The sequence below is a fragment of the Achromobacter sp. HZ01 genome, from assembly GCF_003267925.1.
GTDB classification, from domain to species: Bacteria; Pseudomonadota; Gammaproteobacteria; order Burkholderiales; family Burkholderiaceae_B; genus Achromobacter; species Achromobacter pulmonis_A.
The window spans coordinates 500,356-515,027 of sequence record NZ_LWKV01000004.1; the positions used below are offsets into that span (position 1 = coordinate 500,356).

Here is a 14,672-nt window from a genome sequence, read left to right on the forward strand (position 1 = left end):
CCTTCCTGACGTGACGCGATGCGACGAAGGCAGTACTGTGAGGTACGAATAGCGTAGGCAACAAGTAACGGACGGGGAATGGACGCCCGCGCCAGGATCGATTCATAGTGGAGTGTTTTCATGGCTACCAAGGCAGCAACCAAGAAACCAAGCAAGTCGACGAGCGATACGGCGATTGATCTGCCCAGCGAAAAAGAATTGCTGGCCATGCCCGAGTCCGACTATATGAACGACCGCCAGCTGGCGTTCTTCAAGGAACGGCTCAAACAACTCGAACAGGACATCCTGGCCAACGCCGGCGAAACCACCGAGCACCTGCGTGAAACGCAGTTCGTGCCCGACCCCGCCGACCGCGCCACGATCGAGGAAGAACACGCCCTCGAGCTGCGCACCCGCGACCGCGAGCGCAAGCTGCTGAAGAAGGTGCAACAGTCCATCGCCCGCATCGACAGCGGCGAATACGGCTGGTGTGAAGAAACCGGCGAACCCATCGGCATTCCGCGCCTGCTGGCCCGCCCCACGGCCACCCTGTCGCTGGAAGCCCAGGAGCGCCGCGAAATGCGCCAGAAGCTGTACGGCGACTGATCCGTCCCGTATTCGCCCCGTCCCGAAAAGGCTATGCTGGTTTTCCGGCATGGCCTTTTTTCTCGTCTTGATTTTTACGCGGCCGCCCCCAGCTAATCCCTTCATAGGAAGGAACGCATGGAACAATTTCACGCCACCACCATCGTGTGCGTGCGCCGCGGCAACCGCGTCGCACTGGGCGGCGATGGCCAGGTCACCCTGGGCAACATCGTCATCAAGGGCACGGCCCGCAAGATCCGCCGCCTGCACCACGACAAGATTCTTGCCGGTTTCGCCGGCGCCACGGCCGACGCATTCACGCTGCAGGAACGCTTCGAGGCCAAGCTCGAAAAACACCAGGGCAACCTGATGCGCGCCGCGGTCGAACTGACCCGCGACTGGCGCACCGACCGCGTGCTGCGCCGGCTCGAAGCCATGCTGATCGTGGCCGACGCCGAGCACACCCTGGTGCTGACCGGCAACGGCGACGTGCTCGAACCCGAACACGGCCTGGCCGCCATCGGTTCCGGCGGCGCCTACGCCCAGTCGGCGGCGCTGGCCCTGCTGCGCAACACCGAGCTGTCGCCCGAGACCATCGTCAAGCAGTCGCTGGAAATCGCCGGCGACCTCTGCATCTACACCAACCAGAACCACGTCATCGAAACGCTGGGCGAGTAACCCGCGGCGCCCAGCCGCCGCCCAGCCTGCTCTCGCATCAAGGATTCGCCCTCATGTCCGCATCCAACATGACGCCCGGAGAGATCGTCTCCGAACTCGACAAGTACATCGTCGGCCAGAACCGCGCCAAGCGCGCCGTGGCCGTGGCGCTGCGCAACCGCTGGCGCCGCCAGCAGGTCGCCGAACCCCTGCGCCATGAAATCCACCCCAAGAACATCCTCATGATCGGCCCCACCGGCGTGGGCAAGACCGAAATCGCGCGCCGCCTGGCCAAGCTGGCCAACGCGCCCTTCATCAAGATCGAAGCCACCAAGTTCACCGAAGTGGGCTACGTGGGCCGCGACGTCGACACCATCATCCGCGACCTCACCGAATACTCGATCAAGCAGACCCGCGAACTGGAAATGCGCCGCGTGCGCACCCAGGCCGAGGACGCCGCCGAAGACCGCATCCTCGACGCCCTGGTGCCGCCGGCGCGCGGCGCCTCCGGCGAACCCGAGCGCGGCGAGGACAACAGCGCCCGCCAGACCTTCAGGAAGCGCCTGCGCGAAGGCAAGATCGACGATCTCGAAATCGAGATCGAAGTGGCCCAGGCCGTGCCGCAGATGGACGTCATGACGCCTCCCGGCATGGAAGAAATGGCCGAGCAGCTGCGCGGCATGTTCGCCGGCATGGCCCGCGACAAGAAAAAGCCCAAGAAAATGAAGGTGCGCGAAGCCTTCAAGCTGATCGTCGACGAAGAAGCCGCCAAGCGCGTCAACGAGGAAGACCTGCGCACCGTGGCGATCAACAACGTCGAACAGAACGGCATCGTCTTCCTGGACGAAATCGACAAGATCGCCGCGCGCCAGGAATCCGGCGGCGCCGACGTGTCGCGCCAGGGCGTGCAGCGCGACCTGCTGCCGCTGGTCGAGGGCACCACGGTCAACACGCGCTACGGCATGGTGCGCACCGACCACATCCTGTTCATCGCCTCCGGCGCGTTCCACCTGTCGCGCCCGTCCGACCTGATCCCCGAGCTGCAGGGCCGCTTCCCGATCCGCGTCGAACTGGAATCGCTGACCGCCGAAGACTTCGTGCGCATCCTGTCCGACACGGACGCCTCGCTGACCAAGCAGTACAAGGCCCTCATGGCCACCGAGGACCTGGAGCTGGAGTTCACCGAAGACGGCGTGCGCCGCCTGGCGGAACTGGCCTTCGAGGTCAACGAAACCACCGAGAACATCGGCGCCCGCCGCCTGTACACGGTGATGGAGAAGCTGCTCGAGGAACTGTCGTTCGACGCCACGTCCAGCCAGGACAAGCACGTCAAGATCGACGCCGCCTACGTCAACGCGCAACTGGCCGAAGCCGCCAGCAGCCAGGATCTGGCCCGCTACGTGCTGTAAGCCCTGCCCTGTCCGGCAGCAAACGCCGTCCACCGCTGCCGCGGCGGGCGGCGTTTTTACATGGATACTAGTTGGTAATCGCCGTGACGACGTACTTGCCGCCCTGGCGCGTGGCGGTGAAACGCACCTTGTCGCCCGCCTTGATCTTGGCCAGCAGCGCCGGATCGGCCTCGTAGACCAGCGTCATCGCGGGCAGGTCCAGTTCCTTGATGGCGTCGTGCTTGATGGTGACCTTGCCCGCGGCCGGGTCCACGCGCCGCACTTCGCCGCTGGCGTCGGCCTGCTGGGCGAATGCCAGCGGCATGGCCAGCGAAACGACTGCCATGGCGGTGGCCACGGCCATGGGTGTTGCATATTTGCGGTCAAAAGCCATTAGGCGTCCTCCATTGAACAGCGAAAGCGCGGGGCGCCCCCGCCGCTTTCCACAGTGCTAGGATACCGCCGATATGAAACAGTTCCTGCGGCAGAACGCAACAATCCTGACCGATGATTGCGCGCCGCCCCGCGAGCCGGGGCATAGGCTTACCGCCGGACGCAAACCGCATTCTCCTTTAGCCCTTCCAGGACGCACGCATGGCCAACCGTTTATCAGTCATAGCCACCCGCACGGGCGACGACGGCACCACCGGACTGGGAGACGGGTCGCGGCTGCCCAAGGACGCGCCGCGCATCGCCGCGCTGGGCGACGTGGATGAGCTGAACAGCGTCATCGGGCTGCTGCTGGCCGAATCGCCGCCGCCGGAAATTTCCGCCGACCTGCTGGCGATCCAGCACGACCTCTTCGACATGGGCGCGGAGCTGTGCATACCCGGCCACACAGCGCTGTCCGAGGCCCATATCGCCCGCCTGGACGCCCGCCTGGCCCACTACAATGCCAGCTTGCCGCCGCTGCGCGAATTCATCCTGCCCGGGGGATCGCGCGGCGCCGCGCAGGCGCACGTGGCCCGCACCGTCTGCCGCCGCGCCGAACGCGCGGTCGTGACGCTGGCCGCGACCGAGCCGGTCAACCCGCCGGTCCGGCAATACCTGAACCGCCTGTCGGACCTGATGTTCGTACTGGCGCGTTGTATCAACCTGCATGCGGGCCAGAAAGACACGTACTGGGCGGGCGCCCAGGCGCGCCGCTAGCCCCGCTCCAAGAACATGAGCATAGTCGTCACCGGCGGAGCCGGCTTCATCGGTTCCAATTTCGTACTGGATTGGCTGGCCCATCGCGACGAACCCGTCGTCACGCTGGACAAGTTCACCTACGCCGGCAACGCCGACAACCTGGCCAGCCTGCGCGGCGACGCGCGCCATGCCCTGGTGCGCGGCGACATCGGCGACGCCGCGGCCGTCTCGCGCCTGCTGCGCAAACACGCGCCGCGCGCGGTGATCAACTTCGCCGCCGAGACCCACGTCGACCGCTCCATCGCCGACCCCGAGGCCTTCGTCCAGGCGAACATCGTCGGCACCTCGCGCCTGCTGGACGCCGTGCGCGACTACTGGAGCGGACTGGAGCCGCAGGCCAGGGCCGGCTTCCGGTTCGTGCACGTGTCCACCGACGAGGTCTACGGCTCGCTGGACGCGGGCGCCCCGCCGTTCACCGAGACCACGCGATACGCGCCGAACAGCCCCTATTCCGCCAGCAAGGCGGCCAGCGACCACCTGGTGCGGGCCTTCCACACCACCTACGGCCTGCCGGTGCTGACCTCCAACTGCTCCAACAACTACGGCCCCTACCAGTTCCCCGAAAAGCTCATCCCGCTGGTCATCCACAACGCGCTGGCCGGCAAGCCGCTGCCGCTGTATGGCGACGGCCGGCAGATCCGGGACTGGCTTTACGTCAGCGACCACTGCGACGCGATCCGCAAGATCCTGGAGGCCGGCAAGCCCGGCGAGACCTACAACGTGGGCGGCTGGAACGAAAAGACCAATCTCGACGTCGTGCGCCAGCTGTGCGCCCTGCTCGACGAACTCAGCCCGCGGCCGGACGGGCGCCCGTACGCGGACCAGATCGTCCACGTCGCCGACCGCCCCGGCCATGACCGCCGCTATGCGGTCGACGCGGGCCACCTGCAGCGCACGCTGGGCTGGATGCCGGCCGAAACCTTCGAAACCGGCCTCAGAAAAACGGTACTCTGGTATCTGGGCCATCCCCAGTGGGTGGCGAACGTCACCAGTGGCGCCTATCGCGACTGGGCGAAAGAACAGTACGAGACATAGCAAGGGCGGCGTGAAAATCCTACTGTTGGGCAAGAACGGCCAGGTGGGCCGCGAGCTGTGCCGCGCGCTGGCTCCTGTGGGAGAGCTGGCGGCGCTGGGGCGCGCCGAGGCGGACCTGTGCGACCTCGACGGCCTGGGCGCGGTCCTGTCGGCGCGCCGGCCGGGCGTGATCGTCAACGCCGCGGCCTACACCGCGGTGGACCGGGCCGAAACCGACCGCGCGGCCGCGGCCCGCGTCAATGCCGAAGCGGTTGGCGTGCTGGCCCGCCATGCCGCGGCCACGCGCGCCCTGCTGGTGCACTATTCGACCGATTACGTATTCGACGGCGCGGCCGCCCGCCCCTATGTGGAAACCGACGCCCCCAACCCGATCAACGTGTACGGCGCGACCAAGCTCGCCGGCGAACAGGCCATCCGGGACGCGGGCTGCGACGCCCTGGTGTTCCGGACCAGCTGGATCCATTCCGCGCACGGCGGCAACTTCCTGAAGACGATTCTGCATCTGGCCCGCAGCCGCGACTGCCTGGACGTGGTGGCCGACCAGCATGGCGCGCCGACCTCGGCGGCGCTGGTCGCCGACATCACGGCGCTGGCCATCCGCCGGCGCCTGGACGCCCGGCTGCCAGCCGGCACCTACCATCTGGCCGCCGGCGGCTCGACCACCTGGCACGGCTACGCGCAATACATCGTGGCGGGCGCCGCGGCGCGCGGCGCGGCCCTGGCGCTGGCCCCCGAACGCATCCGTCCGGTCGCCACGCGCGACTATCCCGCCGCCGCGCGGCGGCCCCTCAACTCACGGCTGGACACCACCCTGCTGTCGCGCGCGCTGGACCTGACGCTGCCCGCATGGACCGAGCACGTCGACCGCGTGCTCGACCAGCTCATCGAACCCGGAGATTCCGCATGGCGCGCAAAGGCATAGTTCTGGCGGGCGGCTCGGGCGCCCGCCTGCACCCGGCCACCCTGGCCATCAGCAAGCAGCTGCTGCCGGTATTCGACAAGCCGATGATCTACTACCCGCTCGCCACGCTGATGCTGGCGGGCATACGCGAGATCCTCATCATCTCGACGCCGCAGGACACGCCGCGCTTTTGCCAGCTCCTGGGAGACGGATCGCAATGGGGGCTGAACCTCGAATACGCCGTGCAGCCTACGCCCGATGGCCTGGCGCAGGCCTTCCTGATCGGCGCGCCCTTCATCGGCGGCGAGTCCTGCGCGCTGGTGCTGGGCGACAATATTTTCTACGGCCACGAACTGCCCAGGCTGCTGCAGCGCGCCCATGCCCGCCCGGACGGCGCCACCGTCTTCGCCTATCACGTCCAGGACCCCGAACGCTACGGCGTGGCCGAATTCGATGCGGGCGGCAAGGTGCTGTCCATCGAGGAAAAACCCGCCCAGCCGCGCTCGGGCTACGCGGTGACCGGCCTGTATTTCTACGACAACGACGTCATCGAAATCGCCCGCGGCATCCGGCCTTCGGCCCGCGGCGAACTGGAGATCACCGACGTCAACCAGCGTTATCTCGAACAGGGCCGGCTTGCGGTGGAAATCATGGGCCGGGGCTACGCCTGGCTGGACACCGGCACGCATGAATCGCTGCTCGAAGCCAGCCAGTTCATCGCCACGCTGGAACACCGCCAGGGGCTGAAGGTGGCCTGCCCCGAGGAAATCGCCTTCCGCCAGGGCTGGATCGGCGCCGACCAGCTCGAACAGCTGGCACGCCCGCTGGCCAGGAGCGGCTATGGCCAATACCTGATGCGCATCCTGGTCGACAAGGTGTTCTGATGCAAGCCATCCCGCAAGCCATTCCGGACGTGATGATCCTGGAGCCCCGCGTCCTGGCGGACGAGCGCGGCTTTTTTTTCGAGAGCTTCAACCAGCGCGATTTCGAACGATCCACCGGCCTGCAACGCAGCTTCGTGCAGGACAACCACTCGCGCTCGGCCAGGGGCGTGCTGCGCGGCCTGCACTACCAGGTCGCCCAGGCGCAGGGCAAGCTGGTGCGCGTCTGCGCCGGTGAAATCTTCGACGTGGCGGTGGACCTGCGGCGCGCCTCGCCCACCTTCGGAAAATGGGTGGGCGCCGTGCTGAGCGCCGATAACAAGCGCCAGCTATGGATACCCGAGGGCTTCGCCCACGGCTTTCTGGTGCTGTCCGACGTGGCCGAGGTGCTGTACAAGGCCACGGACTATTACGCGGCGCAGCACGAGCGCTGCATCCGCTGGGACGATCCGACGCTGGCGATAGACTGGCGCCTGGACGGCGCGCCGGTGGTATCGAAAAAAGACGCGCAGGGCGCGCCTTTTCTTCAGGCCGATTATTTTTCCTGATGCGGGCTCAGGCGCGGACCGCGACGATGATGCCGATCACGATCAGGGTCACGCCGACGAAATACTGCGGCTGGAACCGTTCGCCCAGGAAAATATGGCTGCCGATCGGCACCAGCACGAACGCCATCGCCATCAGCGGATACACCCGGCCCAGGTCTATCTTCTGCAGCACCCAGACCCAGGCGATGGTGGTCAGCCCATAGAGCGCGAAGGCCGAAAACAGCATCAGCAGGGTTTTCGGGTCGAAAAAGCTGCCCGACGTCTTCAAAGAGGCGGCGCTGAGCTTGAACAGTATCTGTCCGACCGCGATGCCGATCACGCAAATCACTGCGATGAAATAAGTCATGAATACCTTCACCCCTTGAAGGGCAATAGCGCGCGGCGCAGGGATTTACGCTGGAACGGGCGGTTGGGCACCGAGGCGATGTCGTATCCGACGAAGGCCAGGATGAACTGCACCCCGAGGATGATGGGCGCGGCCGCCAGCATGACCGTCCCGGCCGGGGTCGTGACGCCCGACTCCATCGACTCGCTCCAGTTGGCGACGCCGTAGATTCCGCCCAGCACCACCAGCAAAAGGCCGACCGGCAGTTCGAGCGAGGCCAGCGACATGTCGCGCAGATAATAATTGTAGAAAACGCGTTTGCAGAAGTTGCGCGCGTGCTTCACGGCGAACTCCCCCACGATCTTCGATATCTTCAGGTTGCTGACCTCGTCCGCGTAGTGCGCGTCCATGGGAATGTCCACCACCACCGCCCTGAGGATATTCAGGCGGAACAGCATGTCGGTCTCGAAGAAATAGCGGCGGCTGATCTTGTGGAACGGCAGGTGCCTGGCCACTTCGTGGTGCAGCGCGGTATATCCGTTGGTGGGATCGAACAGGTCCCAGTATCCCGACGACACCTTGGTCATGAAGGACAGTATCGCGTTGCCGAACAGGCGCACTTTCGGCATCGCCCGGATTTCCTCCAGGTCGAAAAACCGGTTGCCCTTGGTGTAGTCGGCCTGGCCGGCGACGATGGGCGCGATGAAATCCGGAATCAGGCCCGGGTCCATCTGCCCGTCGCCGTCGATCTTCACCAGGATTTCCATGCCGTCATCGAGCGCGGCCTGGTATCCCGCCATGACGGCGCCGCCCACGCCCTGGTTTACGGCATTCCTTACGACCGCGACCCGGGGGTCCCGACAGTTCTGTTCAACGTGGTTTCCCGACTGCTCGGGGCAGCAATCGTCCACGACGTAAATGCGCGAGACTTCAGGTCCGATTTTTTCTATGACGCCCAAAACATGCCCAGTCACCTTGAAACTGGGGATGATCACCGCAACTTTCGGTACTGAAGGGTTCATGTCTATTTCTATGTGAAGCGATACCTGCAACCACGAAAGTGACCCCTTCGCCGCGGGCGAAATAAACCCTGAACAACCGCGGTTATCCGGGACGGCTCAAAAAATCAGTTCACCCCGGCCGCATGCGCCTGCTCGTCGGCATGGTACGAAGAACGCACCATCGCACCCACCGCCGCGTGGGAGAACCCCATCGCGTAGGCTTCGCGCTCGAACATGGCGAAGGTGTCGGGATGCGCGTAGCGCAGCACCGGCAGGTGGTGTTCGGACGGCTGCAGGTACTGGCCGATGGTCAGCATGTCCACGCCGTGCGCGCGCATGTCGCGCATCACCTGCAGGATTTCCTCGTCGGTCTCGCCCAGGCCCAGCATCAGGCCGGATTTGGTCGGGACTTCGGGATGCAGCTTCTTGAACTCGGCCAGCAGCTTCAGCGAGTGCATGTAGTCCGAGCCCGGACGCGCCTGCTTGTACAGGCGCGGCACGGTTTCCAGGTTGTGGTTCATCACGTCCGGCGGGCCGGCGTTGAGAATGGTGAGCGCGCGGTCCAGGCGGCCGCGGAAGTCCGGCACCAGCACCTCGATGCGGGTGGTGGGCGACAGTTCGCGGATGTGGGTGATGCAGTCGACGAAGTGGCCGGCGCCGCCGTCGCGCAGGTCGTCGCGGTCGACCGAGGTGATCACGACGTAGTTCAGCTTCATCGCGGCGATGGTGCGCGCGAGGTTTTCGGGTTCCTTGGTGTCCAGCGGGTCCGGACGGCCGTGGCCCACGTCACAGAACGGGCAGCGGCGCGTGCACTTGTCGCCCATGATCATGAAGGTGGCCGTGCCCTTGCCGAAGCACTCGCCGATGTTGGGGCAGGAGGCTTCTTCGCAGACCGTGTGCAGGTTGTGTTCGCGCAGGATGCGCTTGATGTCGTAGAAACGCGAACCGGGCGCGGCGGCCTTCACGCGGATCCACTCGGGCTTCTTCAGGCGTTCGGCCGGAACGATCTTGATGGGAATGCGCGCCGTCTTGGCCTGCGATTTCTGCTTTTGCGTCGGATCGTAGGCCGCGTCGGCAGGCGTGGCGGCGGATTCGTTCGAAGGAACAGGAGACTCGGCGAGCGTGGACATTGGACACCTTCACGGCCGGCGCGCGAACGGGCCGGCTTTGGGACAAAAATGGCATTTTACCCCTGGCGGCCGGAAACGCCCCCGAAGCGGACCGATCCCAGGACGGACGGCCCGCCTCGCGGCCGGCTCGCCTGGGTTATCGTCACGCCTGACGAATCCCGGTTTTCCCCATGGCCAGCCTGCTCCCGCCCCGCCCCATCGCCCTGATCGCACCGCGCCTGGACGCCGCCCCGGCCGCCCGCGCCATGCAGGCCTGCGCCGAAGCGCTGGCGCCCGCCGGCTACTATCTGGCCGCCGCGCCCTGGCAGGACCCGGCGGCGCTGGCCATGCTGGACGCGCTGCGCCCGGCGGCCGCGCTGGTCATCGGCCCACTGGACGACCCCGGCCTGCGGGCCGCGGTGGCCGCGCTGGAGATCCCGCTGGTCGAGACCTGGAGCGCCTCGGCGCAGCCGCCCGACGGCGCTGTCGTGGTGAACAACGAGGAAGCGGGACGCCGGGCCGCGCGGCACTTCGCGGCCAAACGCTACGCGCGGGTGGCCTGCGTCAGCGCCGACTGCCCCTGGGAACGCGCGCGGCGCGCCGGCTTCATCGGCAGCGCCGCCGCGCTGGGGCTGGAACTGGTGGCCGACATCGTGCAGCCCGAGGTGCAGCACCTGAACGACGGCCGCATGGCCTTTCTGCGCCTGCTGGCCACCAACACCATCTTCGACGCGGTGTTCTGCAGCTCCGACCTGCTGGCCGCGGCCGCCGTATCGGAAGCGCATAACCGCGACCTGCACGTGCCGCAGGACCTGGCGGTGCTGGGCTTCAGCGACGACGGCAGCGCGGCCCAATGGGCGCAAGGCCTGACCACCCTGGCCGTGGACGCCGCCGACCTGGGCCGGCGCGCCGCCCGGTTCCTGCTCGACCGCCTGCAGGGCGAACGCGGCGCCGGCGAACGGGAAACGATCGAGGCCGTATTCGAGGAGCGGTTGAGCACGTAACGGGGCTACACGCCCTCGTACAACGCCGGGAATCCGCTGGCCTGCAGCATGGCGTTGGCTTCCCGCAGAAAGGCGGGGGTGGCGGTTTCGGGCACGCGGACCAGCCATTGCACGGCCTCTTCCTTGCGTCCGCGCAACAGCAGCAGGCGTCCCAGGTGGAACATGCCGCGGAAATCGCCGCCTTCGGCGCAGCGCTGGTAGCAGTCGAAGGCGCGTTCCATGTCCTGGGCGATCACGTCGCCCGCTTCGTAGTAGCGCCCGACCATGCCGATGGATTTGACGTGGCCGGCCTGCGCCGCCTGCTGGTACAGCGCCAGCGCGGCGGCGGAATTCTGTGCCACGCCGCCGCGGCCGCTGCGCAGCATGTGGGCGTAGTTGTACATGCCCCAGTCCAGCCCGCGATCGGCGGCCAGCCGGAACCAGTAGGCCGCCACGGTATCATCCGGCGCCACGCCCCAGCCGTTCTCGTAGCAGCGCCCGACCATGTTGATGGCCATGGGGTGGTCGGCGTTGGCGGCGCGCTTGAACCACGCCAGGCCGGCCGCCTGGTCGCGTTCGACGCCGGCGCCGTCGAGCAGCATCTGCCCGTAGATGGCCTGGGCCTCGGCCAGGCCCAGCTCGGCGGCCGCGCCGATCCAGGCGGCGTACTCCTCGGGCGGGCCCTGTTCGCGCAGGCGGGCCAGTTGCTCGGGCGTGGTGGCGGCGACGTCGGCCGCGCTGTAGGTCTTCATGCCGTTTCCCTCGCGCGCCGCCAGGCCTGCTGCAGATTGCGCGCCAGCGCGTCGCCGGCCTCGGTGGGCGCGCAGCGCACGCCGCAGCTGGCCATGTCGACGGTGCGCAGGCCCTGGTAGCCGCAGGGATTGATGCCCAGGAAAGGCGCCAGGTCCATTGCGACGTTGAGCGACACGCCGTGATAGGCGCGGCCGTTGCGGATCTTGATGCCGAGCGCGGCGATCTTGGCCAGCTCGCCGCCGCCGTCCGGGTCGGGCACATATACCCCCGGGGCGCCCGGCTTGCGACAGGCGTGCGCCACGCCCAGATCGGACAGCGTGTCGATGACCGCGCCTTCCAGCAGGTTCACGTATTCCTTGACGTACATGTCGGCGCGGCGCAGGTCGAACAGCGCGTACGCCATCACCTGGCCGGGGCCGTGGTAGGTGACCTGCCCGCCGCGGTCGCAGCGCACGACGGGGATGTTGCCGGGGTTGAGCACATGCTGCGGCAGCCCGGCCTGGCCCAGGGTGTAGACCGGCGCGTGTTCGCACAGCCAGATCTCATCGGGCGTATCGGCGCCGCGCAGGTTGGTATAGGCCTGCATCTCCTGCCAGGTCGACAGGTAATCCGCCGGCCGCGCGAGCCACTTGATCACGACACGCCTTGCTTCAGAGAACGATGGACACCATGGGATGGCCGTGCAGGGCGCGGTAGAGCGCGTCCAGCTGCTCGCGCGAGGTCGCGCGCACGGTGAAGGTCAGCCCCATGTAGTTGCCGCCCTTGCTGGGCCGCATTTCCACCGTCGCGGCGTCGAAGCCGGGGTCGAACTGCAGGACGACTTCGGTCAGCGTCTGCGCGAAATCGGGATGCTGCTTGCCCATCACCTTGATGGGAAAGTCGCTGGGATATTCGATGAGGGACTCTTCGGGCGGGATATGCATGATCTACCTTTTAACCTTGAGCCGGGCAGCGCGCCGGCAAGGCCGCCGGCGCGGCCCCGCCGGGGCCGCCCGATGCCGCAGGCCCGAAGGCCTTGAAGCCTAGAGCGCGGCGATGCGGGCATCATAACCCGCGCGCAGTTGCTCAAAAACGGGGCCGGGCTTACCCGCGCCCACCGGTTTGCCGTCCAGCGAGACGATGGCCAGCACTTCCTTGGTGGCCGAAGACAGCATCAGTTCGTCGGCCTGCTCGACCTCCTGGCGCGAGATGCGGCGCGATTCGAACGGGATGCCCGCCTCCGCCGCCAGCTCGCCCATCAGGCCGTAGCGGATGCCTTCCAGGATCAGGTTGTTCTTGGGCGGAGCCAGCAGCTTGCCGCCGGAAACCACCCAGATGTTGGTGGACGAGCCTTCGGTCAGGTAGCCGTCGCGGAACTGCAGCACCTCGTCGACCTGCGCGTCGACCGCCTGCTGCTTGGCCAGCACGTTGCCCAGGAGCGAGACCGACTTGATCTCGCAGTGCAGCCAGCGCTCGTCGGGGATGCTGATGGCGGACAGGCCCTGGGCGCGCTGCGTGGCGGCCGGCGGCGACCAGGCCGACACCATGCCGAAGACGGTGGGCGTCACGGGAACCGACGGGAACTGGTGGTCCCGCTTGGCCACGCCGCGCGTCACCTGCAGATAGACGATGCAGGTTTCCAGCTCGGTGCGCGCCAGCAGTTGCTGGATCAGGTCGATCCAGCCGGCGCGGTCGAAGGGCTGGGCGATGCGCAGCGCCGCCACGCTGCGGTCCAGGCGGTCGAGATGCTCGGCCATGCGGAACGCATTGCCCTGGTACACGGGCACGACTTCGTAGATGCCGTCGCCGAAAATAAAGCCGCGGTCGAGGACGGAGATCTTGGCCTCGTCCACCCGCAGGAACTCACCGTTGAGATACACCTGGCTATCGCCCGGCACGCCCGGAATCATGACGCACTCCTGAGAATCGAAGGATAGGGGCGCACCGGCAGGTCCGCCCCGGGAATGAAGACGGGCGTTTCATCACGAAACGCCCGTCGCTAGCTTACACCCACGGGGCGCGCGGCCGCGCCCCCGGCCGTTCTGTTATTCGAACCAGCGCTTGACCGTATCGACCATGCGGCCGAAGAAGCCCGCGCGTTCGACCGCGTCCTGCACCACCAGCGGCTCGCTGCGCAGCACCTTGCCGTCCAGCGTGAACTGCAGGGTGCCGACCTGCTGGCCCTTGGCCAGCGGGGCGATCAGCGGGTCGGTGCGCTGCGCCACCGGCTTGAGCTCGCCGGCCTTGCCGCGCGGCACCGCGATCGACACCGGGTTGGGCGGACCCAGCTTGACGTTCTCGGCCACGCCTTCCCAGACGCGCGCGTCGATGCCCGGCTGGCTCTTGTCGAACAGCTTCACGGTGTCGAAATTCTGGAAGCTCCAGTTCAGCAGCTTCAGGCTTTCCTCGGCGCGCGTGGCTTCGCTGTCGGTGCCCACCACCACCACCAGGATGCGGCGGTCGCCGCGCATCGCGGTCGACACCAGGCAATAGCCGGCCGATTCGGTATGGCCGGTCTTCATGCCGTCCACCGAGGGATCGGCCCACAGCAGGCGGTTGCGGTTGGGCTGGGTGATCTTGTTGTAGGTGAAGCTTTTCTGCTTGTAGTAGTGGAAGTAGTCCGGGTGATCGGTGATCAGGCGCGACGACAGGATCGCCAGGTCGCGCGCCGAGGTCATGTGCTGCGGATCGGGCAGGCCGGTGGCGTTCATGAAGTGCGTGTTGCGCATGCCCAGGCGCTCGGCCTCCTGGTTCATGAGCGAGGCGAACGCGCCTTCGCTGCCGCCGACCGCTTCGGCCAGGGCCACCGAGGCGTCGTTGCCGGACTGCACGATCATGCCCTGGTTCAGTTCATCCACGGTGACCGGCTTGCGCGGCTCGATGAACATGCGCGAACCGCCGGTGCGCCACGCGTGCTCGGAAACCGGCACGGTCTGCTCCAGCGTCAGGCGCTTTTCCTCGAGCGCGTTGAAGACGACGTAGGCCGTCATGATCTTGGTCAGCGAGGCCGGCTCGACCTTCATGTCCGGGTTGGAGGCCGCCAGGGTCTGGCCGCTGTTCACGTCCATCACGATCCAGGCCTTGGCCGCGATCGTGGGCGCCGGCACCGCCGACACTTCGCCCACCGGCACCACGCCCGAAGCCGAGGGCGCGGGAGCGGCCGCGCCTGTGGCCGGCGCCGCGGCGGCGGGCGCCTGCTGTTGCTGCGACCAGGCCGGCATCGAGGCCGCGAGCATCGCCGACAACACCGCGCCGCTAAGCAGGCGGCGGGTAAAGACTGCGGGGGAGTGAACGGGGTGGGGCAAATTCTTCATCGGCAACGTGGGTCCAGGATTGACGCCCGCCGGCGCGGGTCAG

Annotated in this window: 18 protein-coding genes; 9 read left to right on the top strand and 9 right to left on the bottom strand. The window is 67.0% G+C overall.

Features of this window, described 5'->3' with window-relative positions:
* Nucleotides 1-120 precede the first annotated feature (120 nt).
* The 3 genes from dksA (at nucleotide 121) to hslU (ending at nucleotide 2,630) form a co-directional block, all read left to right on the top strand.
* Complete coding sequence (gene dksA, locus A6B37_RS21985; protein ID WP_102775128.1) at nucleotides 121-585, top strand: RNA polymerase-binding protein DksA; 465 nt, start codon at nucleotides 121-123, stop codon at nucleotides 583-585.
* A gap of 117 nt (nucleotides 586-702) precedes the next feature.
* Nucleotides 703-1,242: an ATP-dependent protease subunit HslV gene (gene hslV, locus A6B37_RS21990; protein ID WP_111826910.1), complete on the top strand. Its 540-nt coding sequence runs from the start codon at nucleotides 703-705 to the stop codon at nucleotides 1,240-1,242.
* Nucleotides 1,243-1,295: 53 nt separating this feature from the next.
* Nucleotides 1,296-2,630 carry an ATP-dependent protease ATPase subunit HslU gene (gene hslU, locus A6B37_RS21995; protein WP_102775126.1) on the top strand — a complete coding sequence of 445 codons (1,335 nt, stop codon included), beginning with the start codon at nucleotides 1,296-1,298 and terminating at the stop codon, nucleotides 2,628-2,630.
* A gap of 67 nt (nucleotides 2,631-2,697) precedes the next feature.
* Here the strand turns inward: hslU and A6B37_RS22000 are convergent, their stop codons facing one another.
* Entirely contained in the window at nucleotides 2,698-3,003 is a 306-nt protein-coding gene (locus A6B37_RS22000; RefSeq protein ID WP_111826911.1) for a copper-binding protein, read from the bottom strand.
* Nucleotides 3,004-3,203: 200 nt separating this feature from the next.
* Between A6B37_RS22000 and A6B37_RS22005 the strand changes: the two genes are divergently transcribed.
* From A6B37_RS22005 to rfbC, 5 genes are read left to right on the top strand one after another with little or no spacing between them, the layout of a single operon-like run.
* On the top strand, nucleotides 3,204-3,758 hold the full coding sequence (locus A6B37_RS22005) for a cob(I)yrinic acid a,c-diamide adenosyltransferase (RefSeq protein ID WP_111826912.1): 555 nt from the start codon (nucleotides 3,204-3,206) through the stop codon (nucleotides 3,756-3,758).
* Nucleotides 3,759-3,773: 15 nt separating this feature from the next.
* Entirely contained in the window at nucleotides 3,774-4,835 is a 1,062-nt protein-coding gene (gene rfbB, locus A6B37_RS22010; RefSeq protein WP_111826913.1) for a dTDP-glucose 4,6-dehydratase, read from the top strand.
* 10 nt (nucleotides 4,836-4,845) lie between these two features.
* Nucleotides 4,846-5,757 carry a dTDP-4-dehydrorhamnose reductase gene (rfbD, locus tag A6B37_RS22015; protein WP_111826914.1) on the top strand — a complete coding sequence of 304 codons (912 nt, stop codon included), beginning with the start codon at nucleotides 4,846-4,848 and terminating at the stop codon, nucleotides 5,755-5,757.
* The gene (gene rfbA, locus A6B37_RS22020; protein ID WP_102775121.1) at nucleotides 5,739-6,620 is read left to right on the top strand and encodes a glucose-1-phosphate thymidylyltransferase RfbA; all 882 of its coding nucleotides are present in this window, start codon (nucleotides 5,739-5,741) and stop codon (nucleotides 6,618-6,620) included. Before rfbD ends, rfbA begins: the two co-directional genes overlap by 19 nt.
* Complete coding sequence (rfbC, locus tag A6B37_RS22025) at nucleotides 6,620-7,165, top strand: dTDP-4-dehydrorhamnose 3,5-epimerase (protein ID WP_111826915.1); 546 nt, start codon at nucleotides 6,620-6,622, stop codon at nucleotides 7,163-7,165. The genes rfbA and rfbC overlap by 1 nt, the downstream gene beginning before the upstream one ends.
* A 7-nt stretch (nucleotides 7,166-7,172) precedes the next feature.
* On the opposite strand, the gene A6B37_RS22030 is transcribed toward rfbC, so the two are convergent.
* From A6B37_RS22030 to lipA, 3 genes are all read right to left on the bottom strand, one after another.
* A complete protein-coding gene (locus A6B37_RS22030; protein WP_111826916.1) occupies nucleotides 7,173-7,511 on the bottom strand; it encodes an EamA family transporter in 339 nt (112 codons plus the stop codon).
* Nucleotides 7,512-7,519: 8 nt separating this feature from the next.
* Entirely contained in the window at nucleotides 7,520-8,512 is a 993-nt protein-coding gene (locus A6B37_RS22035; protein ID WP_111826917.1) for a glycosyltransferase family 2 protein, read from the bottom strand.
* A gap of 104 nt (nucleotides 8,513-8,616) precedes the next feature.
* On the bottom strand, nucleotides 8,617-9,621 hold the full coding sequence (gene lipA, locus A6B37_RS22040; RefSeq protein ID WP_102775119.1) for a lipoyl synthase: 1,005 nt from the start codon (nucleotides 9,619-9,621) through the stop codon (nucleotides 8,617-8,619).
* A 170-nt stretch (nucleotides 9,622-9,791) separates the two neighbouring features.
* On the opposite strand from lipA, the gene A6B37_RS22045 reads away from it, so the two are divergent.
* Nucleotides 9,792-10,604 (top strand): substrate-binding domain-containing protein, encoded by an 813-nt coding sequence (locus A6B37_RS22045; protein ID WP_111826918.1) that lies wholly within the window; start codon nucleotides 9,792-9,794, stop codon nucleotides 10,602-10,604.
* A 5-nt stretch (nucleotides 10,605-10,609) separates the two neighbouring features.
* Here the strand turns inward: A6B37_RS22045 and A6B37_RS22050 are convergent, their stop codons facing one another.
* The 5 genes from A6B37_RS22050 to A6B37_RS22070 all read right to left on the bottom strand — a co-directional run bounded on the left by A6B37_RS22050 (nucleotide 10,610) and on the right by A6B37_RS22070 (nucleotide 14,629).
* Entirely contained in the window at nucleotides 10,610-11,335 is a 726-nt protein-coding gene (locus tag A6B37_RS22050) for a tetratricopeptide repeat protein (protein WP_102775117.1), read from the bottom strand.
* A complete protein-coding gene (lipB, locus tag A6B37_RS22055; RefSeq protein WP_111826919.1) occupies nucleotides 11,332-11,973 on the bottom strand; it encodes a lipoyl(octanoyl) transferase LipB in 642 nt (213 codons plus the stop codon). Before lipB ends, A6B37_RS22050 begins: the two co-directional genes overlap by 4 nt.
* 13 nt (nucleotides 11,974-11,986) lie before the next feature.
* Nucleotides 11,987-12,259 (bottom strand): YbeD family protein, encoded by a 273-nt coding sequence (locus A6B37_RS22060; protein WP_102775115.1) that lies wholly within the window; start codon nucleotides 12,257-12,259, stop codon nucleotides 11,987-11,989.
* 99 nt (nucleotides 12,260-12,358) lie between these two features.
* The gene (locus A6B37_RS22065) at nucleotides 12,359-13,225 is read right to left on the bottom strand and encodes a D-amino acid aminotransferase (RefSeq protein WP_111826920.1); all 867 of its coding nucleotides are present in this window, start codon (nucleotides 13,223-13,225) and stop codon (nucleotides 12,359-12,361) included.
* Nucleotides 13,226-13,360: 135 nt separating this feature from the next.
* Nucleotides 13,361-14,629 (bottom strand): D-alanyl-D-alanine carboxypeptidase family protein, encoded by a 1,269-nt coding sequence (locus A6B37_RS22070; protein WP_102775113.1) that lies wholly within the window; start codon nucleotides 14,627-14,629, stop codon nucleotides 13,361-13,363.
* Between the last annotated feature and the right edge of the window lie 43 nt (nucleotides 14,630-14,672).